Source organism: Xanthomonas sp. F10, from assembly GCF_014206815.1.
Lineage (GTDB): Bacteria > Pseudomonadota > Gammaproteobacteria > Xanthomonadales > Xanthomonadaceae > Xanthomonas_A > Xanthomonas_A indica.
The window spans coordinates 1,969,939-1,984,956 of record NZ_JACHNP010000001.1 but is presented as its reverse complement, the minus strand read 5'-3'; the positions used below and the strand labels follow the sequence as shown (position 1 = coordinate 1,984,956).

Genomic DNA, 15,018 nt, shown 5'->3' with positions numbered 1-15,018 from the left:
GGGCAGGCGGCGCGCGGCGCGCTCGCCGCGGCCGTCCGGCCTGGAGCGGGACGGCGGCGCGGCACCCTGCCCGTCGGCGGTGGGCGAGCGCGGGCGTCCGCGCGTGCACGCATCCCGTCTTGTCGGGGCACAGCCGCCACGGCTGCGTAGTGACAGGCGTGCTGTGCTGTTCCAGGCGCGAGGCGGCCACGCAGCGGGCCGACGCCCGTGTCCGACTGCAGTGGAGGTCGCCATGCGTTACGCGCTAGGCGTGGAGTACGACGGCAGCGAGTTCCAGGGCTGGCAGCAGCTCGGCGAGAGCGGTGGCCCCAGCGTGCAGGCCACGCTGCAGACGGCGCTGTCGTCGGTGGCCGACGCGCCGGTGAGCGTGGTCTGCGCCGGCCGCACCGATGCCGGCGTCCACGGTGAATGCCAGGTGGTGCATTTCGACTGCGATGCGCCGCGCCCGGCGCGCGGCTGGATGCTGGGCGCCACCGCGCGGCTGCCGCCCTCGGTGTGCGTGCGCTGGTGCGTACCGGTGGCCGACGACTTCCATGCGCGCTTCTCGGCGCGCGCGCGCCGCTACCGCTACCGCCTGCTCAACCGCCAGGTGCGCCCGGCGCTGTACCGGCAGACCCTGAGCTGGGAGCGGCGCCCGCTGCAGGCCGAGGCCATGCACGCGGCGGCGCAGGCACTGCTGGGCGAGCAGGACTTCAGCGCCTTCCGCAGCGTGCAGTGCCAGGCGCTGCACGCGCGCCGCGAGCTGCAGTCGATCACCGTGAGCCGCAGCGGCGACCTGGTCGAGATCCAGGTCCAGGCCAATGCATTCCTTCATCACATGGTGCGCAATATCGTTGGTTCCCTTGTCATGGTGGGAACGGGCGAAAAGCCGGTGTCCTGGATTGGCGAACTGCTCGCGGGACGCGACCGCCGCGTCGCCGGCCCGACGGCACCGCCGCAGGGCCTGGTGTTCGTCGGTCCCCTCTATCCCGCCCACTGGACGCTTCCGGACGAGGTCACGCTATGAATCGCACGTTGTATCGCACCCGCATCAAGTTCTGCGGCATGACCCGCGCCGGCGACATCCGCCTGGCAGGCGAGTTGGGCGTGGACGCGATCGGGTTCGTGTTCGCCCATGGCAGCCCGCGGCGAGTGGCGCCGGCCGAGGCGCGGGCGATGCGCCAGGCCGCCGCGCCCATGGTCGACGTGGTGGCGCTGTTCCGCGACAACCCCAAGGACGAGGTGCGCGAGGTCCTGCGCACCGTGCGTCCGACCCTGCTGCAGTTCCACGGCGACGAGGACGACGGCTTTTGCCGCAGCTTCAACCTGCCGTACCTGAAGGCGGTGCCGATGGGCGGCGGCGAGGTCAACGCGCGCACCCTGCAACTGCAGTACCCCAACGCCGCCGGCTTCCTGTTCGATAGCCACGCCCCGGGCGAAAGCGGCGGCTCGGGCAAGACCTTCGACTGGTCGCGGCTGCCCACCGGCCTGCACCGGCCGTTCCTGCTCGCCGGCGGCATCAATGGCGACAACGTGTTCGACGCGATCATCGCCACGCTGCCGTGGGGCGTGGACGTGTCCAGCGGCATCGAGAGCCAGCCCGGCATCAAGGACGGCCACAAGATGCGCAAGTTCGTCGAGGAAGTGCGCCGCGCCGACTGCCACGAGTTGAATACGAACTGCTGAGCGCGGCAGCGCGTCGCGGCGGAAGGGCAGGCAGGCGGTCGCGGCGTCGCCTGCGGTCCGTCGAGCTCAGCGCTGCAGCTCCTGCGTCAGCCACTGGGCTAGCGCGCCGACCCGCGGGTCCTGCACCTCGCGGCGCGTGCACAGCGCCCACTGCCCGCCGGTGGCGACGAAGCCCCACGGCGCCAGCAGGCGGCCATTGGCCAGGTCGTCGGCGACCAGCGGCTGTGGCGCGATCGCCACGCCGATTCCGGCCAACGCCGCCTCCAGCAGGTAGTACAGGTGTTCGAAGCCGGTGCCGTAGCGCAACTGCGCCGGTGCCAGTCCCTGTGCCTCGGCCCAAGCCGGCCACGCCTGCGGGCGCGACACCGTGTGCAGCAGCGGCAGCGCCTGCAGCGCTGCCGGCGCGGCCGTGGCCAGTGCCGGCGCCTGCGGCAGGGCGGGGCTGAGCACCGGGCCGATCCGCTCCGGCGCCAGCACGCGGACCTGCCAGTCCGCCGGCCACGGCGCCTGGCCCAGCAGCAGGGCGGCATCCAGGCCGTCCAGGTCGGCGGCGAAGTCGCCTTCGTGCGCGGACAGGTGCAGGGTCAGCGCCGGCAAGTCGCGCTGCAGCGCCTGCAGCCGCGGGATCATCCAGCGGGCCAGGATGCTGCCGGGGCAGCCCAGCACCAGCGCGGCCGGGCGCGCGGGGCGGCGCAGCTCCGCCACCGCCTCGTGCAACTGCGCGAAAGCGGTGCCGGCGGCCTCGCACAGGCGCGTGCCGGCGGCGGTCGGGCGGATGCCGCGGCCGTCGCGCTGCAGCAGCGGCAGCCCCAGTTCCTGTTCCAGCAGCCGCACCTGGCGGCTGACCGCGCCGTGGGTGACGTGCAGTTCCGCCGCCGCGGCGCCGACGCTGCGCAGCCGCGCGGCGGCCTCGAACGCGCGCAGGGCGTTGAGCGAGGGCAGGCGGCGCGGGCTTGTCATGTGAGTTTTCCTGACGATTTGCGTCAGACTTTATCGGTTTTTGTGCGCCGACGTGTGCGCTAAAGTGCAGGCCTGTCCTGTTGCCCTCCGGTTTGCGCCATGTCCTCTGTCCCCGTCAGCGACTTCCATGCCTATCCCGACGCCGCCGGCCATTTCGGCCGCTACGGCGGCCGTTTCGTCGCCGAGACCCTGATCGGCCCGCTGCAGGAACTGGCCGCCGCCTACGACGCCGCGCGCCAGGATCCGGCCTTCATCGCCGCCTACGACAAGGACCTGACCCACTACGTCGGCCGGCCCAGCCCGATCTACCACGCCGAGCGGCTCAGCCGCGAAGTCGGCGGCGCGCAGATCCTGCTCAAGCGCGAGGACCTGAACCACACCGGCGCGCACAAGATCAACAACACCATCGGCCAGGCGCTGCTGGCCAGCCGCATGGGCAAGACCCGCATCATCGCCGAGACCGGCGCCGGCCAGCACGGCGTGGCCAGCGCCACCGTGGCCGCGCGGCTGGGCCTGGAGTGCGTGGTGTACATGGGCGCCACCGACATCGAGCGGCAGAAGATCAACGTCTACCGGATGAAGCTGCTCGGCGCCACGGTGGTGCCGGTGCACTCCGGCTCGGCCACGCTCAAGGACGCGCTCAACGAGGCGATGCGCGACTGGGTGACCAACGTGCAGGACACCTTCTACATCATCGGCACCGTCGCCGGCCCCGATCCGTATCCGCGCATGGTGCGCGACTTCAACGCCATCGTCGGCCGCGAGGCGCGCGCGCAGATGCTGGCCGACTACGGTCGCCTGCCGGATGCGATCAGCGCCTGCGTCGGCGGCGGCAGCAACGCCATCGGCCTGTTCCATGCCTTCCTCAACGACGCCTCGGTGAAGATCTACGGCGCCGAGGCCGCCGGCGACGGCATCGGCAGCGGCCGCCATGCCGCCTCGATCGCGGCCGGCCGTCCCGGCGTGCTGCACGGCAACCGCACCTATGTGATCTGCGACGACGACGGGCAGATCATCGAAACCCATTCGGTGTCCGCCGGCCTGGACTACCCGGGCGTGGGGCCGGAGCACGCGTTCCTGGCCGACAGCGGCCGCGCCGTCTACCAGGGCATCACCGACGACGAGGCGCTGGCCGCGTTCCACCTGCTGGCGCATACCGAGGGCATCCTCGCCGCGCTGGAGTCCAGCCACGCCGTGGCGCAGTCGATCAAGCTGGCGCGCGAACTGCCCAAGGACGCGCTGGTGCTGTGCAACCTGTCCGGCCGCGGCGACAAGGACGTGCACACCATCGCCGCGCGCGAGGGGCTGACGCTGTAACGGCTTTTTCCTTCTCCTTCGGGAGAAGGTGGCGCGAAGCGCCGGATGCGGGTACGGGCGCAGCTCCGTAAACCAAATGCCGCACCGCTTCGCCTCTTATTTTCACCCCAACCCTCTCCCGGCGGGAGAGGGGTGCATAGGTCCCACATGAACCGCCTCGCCGACACCTTTGCCCGACTCGATTCCCAACGCCGCAAGGCCCTGATTCCCTTCCTCACCGCCGGCGATCCGTCGCTGGAGGCGACCGTGCCGGCGATGCATGCGCTGGTCGAGGCCGGCGCCGACGTGATCGAGCTGGGCGTTCCGTTCTCCGATCCGATGGCCGATGGCCCGACCATCCAGCGCAGTTCCGAGCGCGCGCTGGCGCGTGGCGCCGGCCTGCGCTACGTGCTGGAGACGGTCAGTGCGTTCCGTCGCGACGACGCCAACACCCCGGTGGTGCTGATGGGCTACCTCAACCCGGTGGAGGTCCACGGCACGGCGCGCTTTGCCGAAGAAGCGGTGGCGGCCGGCGTGGATGGCGTGCTGCTGGTCGACCTGCCGCCGGAGGAATCGGCCGAGACCCTGGCGATCTTCGCCGACGCGGGGCTGGACCTGATCGTGCTGGCCTCGCCGACCACCAGCGATGCGCGCATCGCCCTGTTGTGCGATGCGGCGCGCGGCTACCTGTACTACGTCAGCTTCGCCGGCGTGACCGGTGCCGACCGGCTGGATACCCGCGCCGCCGGCGATCGCCTGCGCCAGCTGCGCGCGCGCTGCCCGGTGCCGGTGGTGGCCGGCTTCGGCATCAAGGACGCCGCCAGCGCCAAGGCCATGGCTGTCGATGCCGACGGCGTGGTGGTCGGCAGCGCGCTGGTGGCGGCGCTGGCCGAGGCCGCCAGCGCGCAGGCCGCGCGCGAGGCGGCCCTGGCGTTCCTGGTGCCGCTGCGGCAGGCGCTGGACGCCGGCTGAGCCACGCCTGGTTCTAGCCGAACGCCCGCCATGCGCGGGCGTTCGCGTTTGCGGCGATGCCGCATTCGCGGCGCGCGGGTGCGTGCGGCCCACGCCTCGCCGGTCGATGGCGCGCGCAGGCCGTTGGGATGGAACATGGTTGGCTGCCCGGGAGGGCGGAGGCGGCGCCGCAGGTCTCGCAATGGGCGAGCCCCGATAGCTGCCCTGGCAGCGGCCGCGCCGGTGCCGGCCGGCCTGGCCGCCCCATGCGCCACCGTCTGCAGGCCAGCGGGGGACCGAGTTAGACTGTCGCCCCTCTGCGGCTCTCGCGGCCGCCCAATGGATCGTCACATCGCATGAGTTGGCTCAGCAAATTGATGCCTTCGGGCATTCGCACCGACAGCACGCCCAGCAAGAAGCGCAGCGTCCCCGAAGGTTTGTGGGAGAAGTGCCCCAACTGCAGCGCCGTGCTGTACCGGCCGGAGCTGGAAGAGAACCTGGAGGTGTGCCCGAAGTGCGGCCACCACATGGCGATCCGCGCGCGCGCGCGCCTGGCCGCGCTGTTCGACGCCGACACCGCGCCGACCGAGATCGGCGCGCGCCTGGGCCCGACCGACGCGCTGAAGTTCAAGGACCAGAAGAAGTACGGCGAGCGCATCAAGGCCTCGCAGAAGAGCACCGGCGAATACGACGCGCTGGTGGCGATGCAGGGCCTGCTCAAGGGCCAGCCGCTGGTCGCGGCCTCGTTCGATTTCGCCTTCATGGGCGGCTCGATGGGCTCGGTGGTCGGTGAGCGTTTCGCCCTGGCCGCCGAGACCGCGCTGAAGATCGGCGCGCCGTTCGTGTGCTTCTCCGCCAGCGGCGGCGCGCGCATGCAGGAAGGCCTGTTCTCGCTGATGCAGATGGCCAAGACCTCGGCCGCGCTCGGCCGCCTGCGCGAGGCCGGCCTGCCGTACGTGTCGGTGCTGACCCATCCCACCACCGGCGGCGTCTCGGCCAGCTTCGCCATGCTCGGCGACATCAACATCGCCGAGCCGTACGCGTTGATCGGCTTCGCCGGCCCGCGCGTGATCGAGCAGACCGTGCGCGAGACCCTGCCGGAAGGCTTCCAGCGCTCGGAGTTCCTGCTCGAGCACGGCGCCATCGACCAGATCTGCGACCGCCGCGAACTGCGCGACCGCCTGTCCGAGCTGTTGGCGATGATGATGCGCCAGCCGGCCCCGGCGAAGACGGAGGTGGCGTGAAGGCCGGAGCCGGGGATAAAGCCGGGACCCGGGACCCGGGACCCGGGTCCCGTGGTTTCCCGCGACGGATGTATTGCGTCAACAGCGTGGGTGTTTCCCCCGCAGCGCGCGCTTTCAGCTTTTTCCGGGTCCCGGGTTCCGGGTCCCGGGTCCCGACCCCATGAGCGCCCGCAAATACTTCGGCACTGACGGCATCCGTGGCCGGGTCGGGCAGGGGGCGATTTCCGCCGATTTCGTGATGCGCCTGGGCAACGCGCTGGGCCGCGTGCTGGTCGCCGGCGGCACCGCGCGGCCCACCGTGGTGATCGGCAAGGACACGCGCATCTCCGGCTACATGTTCGAGTCGGCGCTGGAGGCCGGGCTGGTCGCGGCCGGCGCCAACGTGCAGTTGCTCGGGCCGATGCCGACCCCGGCGGTGGCGTTCCTGACCCGTACCCTCGGTGCCGACGCCGGCATCGTCATCAGCGCCTCGCACAACCCGCACTACGACAACGGCATCAAGTTCTTTTCCGCCCACGGCGAGAAGCTCGACGACGCCACCGAGCAGGCGATCGAGGCCGCGCTGGACGCGCCGTTCGCCACGGTCGAATCCGAGCGCCTGGGCAAGGCGATGCGCGCGCGCGAGGCGATCGGCCGCTACATCGAGTTCTGCAAGGCCAGCGTGCCGCGCGGCTTCGACCTGCGCGGACTGAAGCTGGTGCTGGACTGCGCGCACGGCGCGACCTACCACATCGCACCACTGCTGTTCCGCGAGCTGGGTGCGGAGGTGATCGCGATCGGTGCGGCGCCGGACGGGCTCAACATCAATGCCGGCGTCGGCTCGATGCACATCGACAACCTCGCCGCCAACGTGCGCGAGCATGGCGCGCACCTGGGCATCGCCTTCGACGGCGACGGCGACCGCGTGCTGATGGCCGACGACCAGGGCAACCCGGTCGACGGCGACGGCCTGCTGTACGTGCTGGCCTGCGGTTGGCAGGCCAGCGGCCGCCTGCACGGGCCGGTGGTCGGCACGCTGATGACCAACTATGGCCTGGAGCGGGCGCTGGCCGCGCTGCAGGTGCCGTTCCTGCGCGCCAAGGTCGGCGACCGCTACGTGCACCAGGCGCTGGTCGAACACGGCGGCGTGCTCGGCGGCGAGGCCTCCGGGCACATGCTGTGCCTGGACCGCGCCACCACCGGCGACGCCATCGTCAGCGCGTTGCAGGTGCTGGAAGTGCTCAAGCGCTCGCGGCAGACCTTGCGCCAGGCGCTGGCCGGGCTGCAGACGGTGCCGCAGCAGACGGTCAACGTGCGCCTGCAACCGGGCGTGCGCCCGCTCGAGGCCGACACCGTCAAGGCGGCGCTAGCCGCGGCGCAGGCGGCGGTGCAGGGGCGCGGGCGCGCCTTCCTGCGCGCCTCCGGCACCGAGCCGGTGGTGCGGGTCACGGTCGAGGCCGACGATGCCGCGCTGATGCGGCAGACCCTGGACGCGCTGGCCGAGGCGGTCCGTGACGCGGCGTGAGTCGATCGCCATTGCCCTCTTCGTGATCGTCGCCAAGGCGATCACGTTCTACCTGCTGTACCGCCTGCTGCGCTGAGCGCGGCGTTTGTTCCCTCTTACGAGACGACGGTTCCTGCCATGACTGCGCGCATTCCCACCCTCGACATCACCCGTTTCGACACCGACCGCGAGGCGTTCGTCGCCGAGCTGGGCGCGGCCTACCGCGAGTGGGGCTTCGCCGGCATCCGCAACCACGGCATCGCCCAGGTGCAGATCGACGCCGCCTACGACGTGTTCAAGGCGTTCTTCGCCCTGCCCGAGGAGACCAAGCGCAAGTACCACCTGCCGGGCAGCGGCGGCGCGCGCGGCTACACCGCCTTCGGTGTGGAGACCGCCAAGGACTCCAAGCACTTCGACCTGAAGGAGTTCTGGCACATCGGCCGCGAGATCGCCGACGACTCCCCGTACCGCGCCGTGATGCCGCCGAACCTGTGGCCGAGCGAAGTGCCCGGCTTCCGCGCCCACGGCTACGGCCTGTACCAGGCGCTGGACCAGCTCGGCGCGCGCGTGCTGTCGGCGCTGGCCCTGCACATCGGCCTGCCCGAGCACTACTTCGTCGACAAGACCGATTCGGGCAACTCGATCCTGCGCCCGATCCACTACCCGCCGATCACCGCCGACGACATCCCCAATGTGCGCGCCGGTGCCCACGAGGACATCAACCTGATCACCTTGCTGGTCGGCGCCAGCGCCGCCGGCCTGGAAGTGAAGTCCAAGCAGGGCGAGTGGGTGCCGTTCACCTCCGACGCCGACACCATCGTGGTCAACATCGGCGACATGCTGCAGCGCCTGACCAACCACGTGTATCCCTCGACCACCCACCGCGTGGTCAACCCGCCGGGCGAGCAGGCGCGCCAGCCGCGCTATTCGGTCCCCTTCTTCCTGCACCCGAACCCGGATTTCGTGATCGACGTGCTGCCGTCCTGCGTCAGCGCCGACAACCCCAGCCGCTATCCCGAGCCGATCACCGCGCAGGGCTATCTGGAAGAGCGCTTGCGCGAGATCAAGCTGAAGTAAGCCGCGCCCGCAACGCTGCGTGCCGCCGCCGGGACGCCCGGCGGCAGGGTCGGCCTCAAGCCGGGTCCGTTCACGGCCGATATCGCTTGCAGGTCGCCCTCGACGCGCCGTCCGGGAGGTCCGGGCGCTGCCAGCCGGGCCCGTAGCGAGGGTGCGATGACAAGGCGGACGGAATCGTTCTGGCGGCAGGGCCGCCGCCGCTGGCTCGCAGTGGTGCTGGCCATGGCGGCGCTGCCGGCCGCGGCCACCCCGGTCACGGTGCTGGTGGCCGACGCCGACGGTCCGCTGGCCGATGCCGTGGTCAGCCTGCAAGCGACCGCGCCGGCGCGCCCGGCCGCGCCGGCCTCGGCGACGGCGACGATGGATCAGGTCAACTCGCAGTTCGTGCCTGCGGTGCTGGCGGTGCAGACCGGCAGCTGGGTGCGCTTTCCCAACAGCGACCAGATCCGCCACCAGGTCTATTCCTTCTCGCCGGCCAAGCGCTTCGAACTGCCGCTGTACCAGGGCAGTACCGCCAAGCCGGTGCGCTTCGAGCAAGCGGGTCTGGTCACGGTGGGCTGCAACATCCATGACTGGATGGTCGGCTACGTGGTGGTGCTGGATACCCCGTACTTCGCGGTGACCGGCGCCGACGCGCAGGTGCGGCTGGAGGTGCCGCCCGGCGCCTACGAACTGCGGGTGTGGCATCCGCGCCTGAGCGGCGCCGGCTACGCGCAGCCGCTGCAGGTGGCGCGCGCGCCGCTGCGCCAGGCGGTGCAGTTGGCCACGCACGGACCGGCGCAGGTCGTTCCGGAAGATCCGCGCATTCGCGCACTGCAGGACAAGTTCCGCCGCAGCCAGACGGCGCCGACGCGATGAAGCCGTGGCGGTTGCACACCCGCATCGCCGCGCTGCTGGTGCTGGTGGTGCTGGCGGCCCAGGCGCTGACGTTCCTGGCCGTGCACGTGGCGACCCAGCGCAGCGTCGCCGCACAACTGGACGACGAACTACGCACGGGCGAGCGCGTGTGGCAGCGCATCGACCAACGCCGCGACGAGCAACTGCTGCAGGCCGCCTCGGTGCTCGCCGACGATTTCGGCTTCCGCGCCGCGGTGACCAGCGGCGACGTGCCGACCATGCAGTCGGCGCTGCGCAACCACGCCGCGCGCGTGCGCGCGCCCAGCGCCCTGCTGCTGTCGGCCGATGGCCAGTCCTGGCAGGGCTGTCGGCGCTGCCGCAGGCGCAGCAACTGCGTGCGGTGCAGCCGCTGCTGCGGCAGGCGCAGCGCAACGGCAGCGCGGTCGGCATCGTGCTGCTGGACCGGCGCCTGATGCGTCTGGCGCTGGTGCAGGTGCTGGCGCCGCAACGGGTCGGCTGGGTCGCGATCGGCGGGGAATCCGGCGACGAGCTCGGCCAGGACTTCATCGGGACCACCGGGCTGGACGCGACCTTCTTCACCACCCAAGGCGCGCCGCAGGTGCTGGCCTCGACCCTGGATCCGCTGCGCGCCGCGCAGTTCCAGCAGCAGCTGCGGCGCACGCCGCTGGCGCCGGCGGCCGCGCAGCCGCTGCAGCTGGGGCAGGCGCGCTACCTGTTGCGGGTGCGGCTGGCGGCCGACGACGGCCGGGTCATGGTCGCGCTGCAGGCCTCGCTGGACCGCGCCGACGCGCCGTACCGCCTGCTGAAGCTGCGCATCCTGATCCTGGCCGGCGTGGCCACGCTGGCCGCGCTGGTGGTGGCGATCTTCCTGGCGCGCGGGGTCAGCCGTCCGGTCGCGCAACTGGTCGCGGCGACGCGGCGCATCCAGCACGGCGACTACCAGGCGCTGCTGCCGCTGCACGCCGGCGCCGAACTCACCGAGCTGGCCAGCAGCTTCGGCGCCATGCAGCGCCGCATCGCCCGCCGCGAGCAGGACATCCTGCATCAGGCACGGCACGATGCGCTGACCGGGCTGCCCAATCGCACGGCGCTGCTGCAACACCTGCAGACCGTGGTCGAGGCCCGCCAGGCCGATGCCAGCACCGCCGCGGTGCTGGTGCTGGACCTGGAGCGCTTCAAGGAACTCAACGACAGCTTCGGCCACGATTTCGCCGATCAGGTGCTGGTCCATACCGGGCGCCGGCTGGAACAGGCGGTGCGCGCGCCGGACCGGGTCGGACGGCTCGGCAGCGACGAGTTCATGGTGGTGCTGGCGCACACCGATGCCGCCGCGGTGGAGGCCTATGCCGCCGAACTGCTGGCGCAACTGCGGCACCCGTTGAGCCTGCCGCAGGCGCGGATCCTGGCCGACGCCAGCATCGGCATCGCGCTGATTCCCGCGCATGGCGCCGATGCCGACACCCTGCTGCGCCGCGCCGATATCGCCCGCCAGCAGGCGCGGCAACACGGCGGCGGCGCATCCGTGTACCGCGACGGTCAGGACGAGCAGCACCTGCGCCGCCTGCGCCTGACCGGCGACCTGCGCCAGGCGATCGCGCGCGGCGAGATGTCGCTGCGCTTCCAGCCGAAGATCTGCCTGGCGCGCGGCGCGGTCGAACACGTGGAGGTGTTGCTGCGTTGGCAGCATCCGCTGCTCGGCCCGATCGGGCCGGACGAGTTCATTGCGCTGGCCGAGCACTCCGGCGCGATCCAGCAGCTCACCCAGTTCGTGCTCGACGAGGCGATGCGCCTGCAGGCGCAGTGGCGCGGCCAGGGCCTGGATCTGGGCCTGGCGGTGAACCTGTCGGCATTGGACCTCAACGATCCGGGCCTGCCGGCGTTCGTCAGCGGCTGCCTGGCGCGGCACGGCCTGGCCGCGCCGCGGCTGACCCTGGAACTGACCGAAAGCGCGCTGATGCGCGACGTAGAGCACGCCCTGAACATGCTGCAGCAGCTGCGCCGCTGCGGCGTGCGCCTGTCCATCGACGACTTCGGCACCGGCTATTCGTCGCTGGCGCAGCTCAAGCGCATGCCGGTGCACGAACTGAAGATCGACAAGAGCTTCGTGTTGCAATTGGCCGCGGGCAGCGACGACGCGGTGATCGTGCGCAGTACCATCGACCTGGGCCACCACATGGGCTTGCAGGTGGTGGCCGAGGGCGTCGAGCACGCCGCCGCGGAGGCCTTGCTGCGCAGCTACGGCTGCGACATGGCGCAGGGCTATCTGTACGCGCCGCCGCTGGATGCGCCGGCGCTGCTGGCCTGGTGCGCGCGCCGCGCGGCGGCCGGCGCGGCCACGCCGGCCCCGACCGAGGAGACGCCCCGATGACCCGACCCCGATCTCGACGACGCGCGCTGCTGGCGGTCGCGGCCTTGCTGCCGGGGCTGGCGTGGGCCGGGCAGGGGCGGCTGCTGGCCACCGGCGGCGCCTCCAGCGTGGAAGGCAGCGGCGGTGGCGGCATCGTGCCGTGGGCGGCCTTGTCCGGCTACGGCACGCGCGATCAGGACGGCGTGGTGCTGTTCGCCACGCATGTGGACAGCGGCGATTACCGGCTGGACGTGCAGGGGGCGGCGCTGACCCTGGGCAACCGCCTGGAGCTGTCGCTGGCGCGGCAGCGCCTGGACCTGGGCACGTTGCAGCGGCGCCTGGCGCTGCCCTGGCATGCGCTCGGCCAGGATGTGGTCGGCGCCAAGCTGCGGCTGGGCGGCGACCTGGTCTACGGCGCCGCGCCGCAGGTGGCGCTGGGGGTGCAGTACAAGCGGCTGCGCGACGGCAGCTTGCCGTTGGCGGTCGGCGCGCGTGCCGACCATGGCACCGACGTCTATCTCAGCGCCGCCAAGCTGTGGCTGGACGCGGCCGGCGGCTACCAGTTGCTGGTCAACGGCACCCTGCGCGCCACCCGCGCCAACCAGACCGGACTGCTCGGGTTCGGCGGCGATCGCGGCAATGCCTACCGGCTGGTGGCCGAGGCCAGCGTCGCGGTGGTACTCGACCCGTCGTGGGTGCTGGGCCTGGAATACCGGCAGAAACCGGACAACCTCGGGTTCGCCCGCGAGGACGCCTGGGCGGATGCGTTCGTGGCATGGTTCCCGAACAAGCGCGTGTCCGTGGTCGGCGCCTGGGCCGACCTCGGCGACGTCGCCACCCTGCGCGACCAGCGTGGGCCCTATCTCTCCCTGCAGGTGGCGTTCTGACATGGCCAGGCCGATGCGCGTCCTGATCCCGATCCTGCTGGCGACGGCCGCGCTGCTGGCCGGCTGCGCCAGCGCCCCGCGGCCGCCGCGCACGCTGTACGCCGACCTGGGTGGCCAGCCCGGCATCGAGGCGCTGGTGGAGACGCTGCTGTCGCGCATCGCCGACGACCCGCGCATCGTCCAGCACTTCGCCCGGGTCAACATCGTGATGCTGGACCAGCGCCTGGTGCAGAAGTTCTGCCACCTCAGCGACGGGCCGTGCGCCGATACCGCCAAGCCGATGAAGCAGGCGCACCAGCATCTGCCGATCCACGAGGCGGACTTCAACGCGCTGGTCGAGGACCTGGTGTGGGCAATGGACCAGCGCGGCATCCCGCGCCGCGTGCAGAACCGGTTGCTGGCCAGGCTGGCGCCACTGCACGGCGATATCGTCAACCAGCCCTAGGGCGTGTCACCCATTCCCGAGGATGCCGCGTCGGGTCTGGCAGGCGCGCTGCCGGCGCTGCGCGGCGCGATATCCGGACCGCGCTCGCCGGGCCGGCAGGTCGCGGGCTATTCCACCGACCTGATCCGATGCGAGCCGCGTCCCATCAGGCGCAGCAGCAGGGCATTGGGCAACAGCGCGGTCAGGCCGAGCAGGGCGCGGTAGACCGCACCCGGCACCACCCGCACCTTGCCGCGTTCGGCGCCGTCGATGCCGGCGCGGGCCACGGCCGCGGTCTGCAGCCAGATCCAGCGCGGCAGGGCGTTCATCTGTTCGCGGGTGCCGGTGACGTCGTGGAACTCGGACCAGGTGAAGCCGGGGCACAGCGCGCACACGCCGACCCCGCGGTCGGCGTTCTCCAGGGCCAGCGATTCGCTGAAGCGCAGCATGAAGCTCTTCGCCGCCGCGTACAGGGTGTGGCCGTCGGCGCCGGGCACCAGGGCGGCGAACGAGGCCACGTTGAGGATGCGGCCGTGGCCGCTGGCGCGCAGCGATGGCAACAGCCGCCAGGTCAGTTCGCACACCGCGCCGACCATCACCTGCAGGAACGCCGCGTGCACCGCCCAGTCCTGGGCGATGTAGCGACCGGGCACGCCGTAGCCGGCATTGTTGACCAGGATCCGCACCGCCAGCCCGCGCCGTTCCAGTTCCGCCACCAGCGCGGCCGGCGCCGCCGGGTCGGCCAGGTCGGCGACCAGCACCTCCACCGGCACCTGCGGCCGCAGCTCGGCGGCCAGCGCCTGCAGCTGTGCCTCGCGGCGCGCGGTCAGGATCAGCGGCACGCCGCGGCGGGCGTATTCGCGGGCGATCTCGCGGCCGATGCCGCTGGAGGCGCCGGTGATCAGGGCGTAGCCGGGAAGCTGGGTCATGGCAGTCTCTGCGCGTGGAGCGGGCGGCGGGGAAGGGACGGGCGGCGGGGCGCGGCGATACCTGCCCTTGGCGGCGCATCGGCTATCCTCTCGGCACTTTTTCGCCGGAGATGCGCCGATGCGACGCAAGATCGTAGCCGGAAACTGGAAATTGCATGGCACCCGCCACTTCGCCGCCGAGCTGGTGCGGGAGATCGTCGCCGGGTTGCACGAGGCCGGTCACGACGTGGAGGTGGTGATCCTGCCGCCGCTGCCGTATCTGGGCGACCTGATCGAAAATTTCGAGGACCGGATGCTGCGCTTCGGCGCGCAGGACGTCAGCAGCAACGAGAAGGGCGCCTATACCGGCGAGGTGTCGGCGGCGATGCTGGTCGACGTGGGCGCCGACTACGGCCTGGTCGGGCATTCGGAGCGCCGCCAGTACCACCAGGAGAGCAGCGAGCTGGTCGCGCGCAAGTTCGCCGCCGCCATGCATGCCGGGCTGGTCCCGATCCTGTGCGTGGGCGAGACCCTGGAACAGCGCGAGGCCGGGCGCACCGAGGCGGTCATCGCCGCGCAGCTGGCGCCGGTGCTGGACCTGGTCGGCGCCGAGGGCTTTGCCCGGGCGGTGGTGGCCTACGAGCCGGTCTGGGCGATCGGCACCGGCCGCACCGCCAGCCCGGCGCAGGCGCAGGCCGTGCATGCGTTCATCCGTGGCGAAGTGGCGGCGCGCGATGCTAGAATCGCGGATTCGTTGCCGATCCTGTATGGCGGCAGCGTCAAGCCCGACAACGCCGCCGAGCTGTTCGCGCAGCCGGATGTCGATGGCGGGCTGGTGGGCGGCGCCTCGCTGGTCGCCGCGGAATTCCTGGCCATCGTGCGAGCGGCGGCCGCCTGTTGAGCGAATGGCTGCCGATG

The 15,018-nt window shown here is 71.8% G+C and carries 13 protein-coding genes and 1 pseudogene; 12 read left to right on the top strand and 2 right to left on the bottom strand.

The window, feature by feature from the left end; all coding sequences use genetic code 11:
- Window positions 1-232 precede the first annotated feature (232 nt).
- Both truA and FHR56_RS08655 read left to right on the top strand, forming a co-directional pair.
- Window positions 233-1,006, top strand: coding sequence for a tRNA pseudouridine(38-40) synthase TruA (truA, locus tag FHR56_RS08660; RefSeq protein ID WP_160947111.1), 774 nt, complete (start codon window positions 233-235; stop codon window positions 1,004-1,006).
- Complete coding sequence (locus FHR56_RS08655; protein ID WP_019798168.1) at window positions 1,003-1,665, top strand: phosphoribosylanthranilate isomerase; 663 nt, start codon at window positions 1,003-1,005, stop codon at window positions 1,663-1,665. Before truA ends, FHR56_RS08655 begins: the two co-directional genes overlap by 4 nt.
- Before the next feature lie 66 nt (window positions 1,666-1,731).
- On the opposite strand, the gene FHR56_RS08650 is transcribed toward FHR56_RS08655, so the two are convergent.
- Window positions 1,732-2,625 carry a LysR family transcriptional regulator gene (locus tag FHR56_RS08650; protein ID WP_184502471.1) on the bottom strand — a complete coding sequence of 298 codons (894 nt, stop codon included), beginning with the start codon at window positions 2,623-2,625 and terminating at the stop codon, window positions 1,732-1,734.
- A 99-nt stretch (window positions 2,626-2,724) separates the two neighbouring features.
- Between FHR56_RS08650 and trpB the strand changes: the two genes are divergently transcribed.
- From trpB to FHR56_RS08605, 9 genes and pseudogenes are all read left to right on the top strand, one after another.
- The gene (gene trpB, locus FHR56_RS08645) at window positions 2,725-3,942 is read left to right on the top strand and encodes a tryptophan synthase subunit beta (protein WP_160947109.1); all 1,218 of its coding nucleotides are present in this window, start codon (window positions 2,725-2,727) and stop codon (window positions 3,940-3,942) included.
- A 147-nt stretch (window positions 3,943-4,089) separates the two neighbouring features.
- Window positions 4,090-4,893 (top strand): tryptophan synthase subunit alpha, encoded by an 804-nt coding sequence (gene trpA, locus FHR56_RS08640; protein ID WP_160947108.1) that lies wholly within the window; start codon window positions 4,090-4,092, stop codon window positions 4,891-4,893.
- Between the two features lie 335 nt (window positions 4,894-5,228).
- On the top strand, window positions 5,229-6,116 hold the full coding sequence (gene accD / locus FHR56_RS08635) for an acetyl-CoA carboxylase, carboxyltransferase subunit beta (protein ID WP_160947107.1): 888 nt from the start codon (window positions 5,229-5,231) through the stop codon (window positions 6,114-6,116).
- Window positions 6,117-6,276: 160 nt separating this feature from the next.
- Entirely contained in the window at window positions 6,277-7,620 is a 1,344-nt protein-coding gene (gene glmM / locus FHR56_RS08630; RefSeq protein WP_160947106.1) for a phosphoglucosamine mutase, read from the top strand.
- A 117-nt stretch (window positions 7,621-7,737) separates the two neighbouring features.
- Entirely contained in the window at window positions 7,738-8,676 is a 939-nt protein-coding gene (locus tag FHR56_RS08625) for an isopenicillin N synthase family oxygenase (protein ID WP_160947105.1), read from the top strand.
- Window positions 8,677-8,898: 222 nt separating this feature from the next.
- Complete coding sequence (locus FHR56_RS08620; RefSeq protein ID WP_160947150.1) at window positions 8,899-9,534, top strand: methylamine utilization protein; 636 nt, start codon at window positions 8,899-8,901, stop codon at window positions 9,532-9,534.
- A pseudogene (locus FHR56_RS08615) lies at window positions 9,531-11,902 on the top strand (EAL domain-containing protein). The gene FHR56_RS08620 and the pseudogene FHR56_RS08615 overlap by 4 nt, the downstream one beginning before the upstream one ends.
- Complete coding sequence (locus tag FHR56_RS08610) at window positions 11,899-12,768, top strand: DUF3034 family protein (RefSeq protein ID WP_160947104.1); 870 nt, start codon at window positions 11,899-11,901, stop codon at window positions 12,766-12,768. The pseudogene FHR56_RS08615 and the gene FHR56_RS08610 overlap by 4 nt, the downstream one beginning before the upstream one ends.
- A gap of 1 nt (window position 12,769) precedes the next feature.
- Window positions 12,770-13,213 carry a group 1 truncated hemoglobin gene (locus FHR56_RS08605; RefSeq protein ID WP_184502470.1) on the top strand — a complete coding sequence of 148 codons (444 nt, stop codon included), beginning with the start codon at window positions 12,770-12,772 and terminating at the stop codon, window positions 13,211-13,213.
- A 107-nt stretch (window positions 13,214-13,320) separates the two neighbouring features.
- On the opposite strand, the gene FHR56_RS08600 is transcribed toward FHR56_RS08605, so the two are convergent.
- Window positions 13,321-14,121 carry an SDR family NAD(P)-dependent oxidoreductase gene (locus FHR56_RS08600; protein ID WP_160947102.1) on the bottom strand — a complete coding sequence of 267 codons (801 nt, stop codon included), beginning with the start codon at window positions 14,119-14,121 and terminating at the stop codon, window positions 13,321-13,323.
- A gap of 118 nt (window positions 14,122-14,239) precedes the next feature.
- On the opposite strand from FHR56_RS08600, the gene tpiA reads away from it, so the two are divergent.
- The gene (tpiA, locus tag FHR56_RS08595) at window positions 14,240-15,001 is read left to right on the top strand and encodes a triose-phosphate isomerase (protein WP_160947101.1); all 762 of its coding nucleotides are present in this window, start codon (window positions 14,240-14,242) and stop codon (window positions 14,999-15,001) included.
- The last annotated feature ends 17 nt before the right edge of the window (window positions 15,002-15,018 follow it).

Bases quoted from the DNA above. Each gene is read 5' to 3' on its own strand.
- trpA (WP_160947108.1), top strand. From the start codon at position 4,090: ATGAACCGCCTCGCCGACACCTTTGCCCGACTCGATTCCCAACGCCGC.
- glmM (WP_160947106.1), top strand. From the start codon at position 6,277: ATGAGCGCCCGCAAATACTTCGGCACTGACGGCATCCGTGGCCGGGTC.
- accD (WP_160947107.1), top strand. From the start codon at position 5,229: ATGAGTTGGCTCAGCAAATTGATGCCTTCGGGCATTCGCACCGACAGC.
- FHR56_RS08655 (WP_019798168.1), top strand. From the start codon at position 1,003: ATGAATCGCACGTTGTATCGCACCCGCATCAAGTTCTGCGGCATGACC.
- truA (WP_160947111.1), top strand. From the start codon at position 233: ATGCGTTACGCGCTAGGCGTGGAGTACGACGGCAGCGAGTTCCAGGGC.
- FHR56_RS08600 (WP_160947102.1), bottom strand. From the start codon at position 14,121: ATGACCCAGCTTCCCGGCTACGCCCTGATCACCGGCGCCTCCAGCGGC.
- FHR56_RS08650 (WP_184502471.1), bottom strand. From the start codon at position 2,625: ATGACAAGCCCGCGCCGCCTGCCCTCGCTCAACGCCCTGCGCGCGTTC.
- FHR56_RS08625 (WP_160947105.1), top strand. From the start codon at position 7,738: ATGACTGCGCGCATTCCCACCCTCGACATCACCCGTTTCGACACCGAC.
- FHR56_RS08605 (WP_184502470.1), top strand. From the start codon at position 12,770: ATGGCCAGGCCGATGCGCGTCCTGATCCCGATCCTGCTGGCGACGGCC.
- tpiA (WP_160947101.1), top strand. From the start codon at position 14,240: ATGCGACGCAAGATCGTAGCCGGAAACTGGAAATTGCATGGCACCCGC.
- FHR56_RS08610 (WP_160947104.1), top strand. From the start codon at position 11,899: ATGACCCGACCCCGATCTCGACGACGCGCGCTGCTGGCGGTCGCGGCC.
- trpB (WP_160947109.1), top strand. From the start codon at position 2,725: ATGTCCTCTGTCCCCGTCAGCGACTTCCATGCCTATCCCGACGCCGCC.
- FHR56_RS08620 (WP_160947150.1), top strand. From the start codon at position 8,899: ATGGCGGCGCTGCCGGCCGCGGCCACCCCGGTCACGGTGCTGGTGGCC.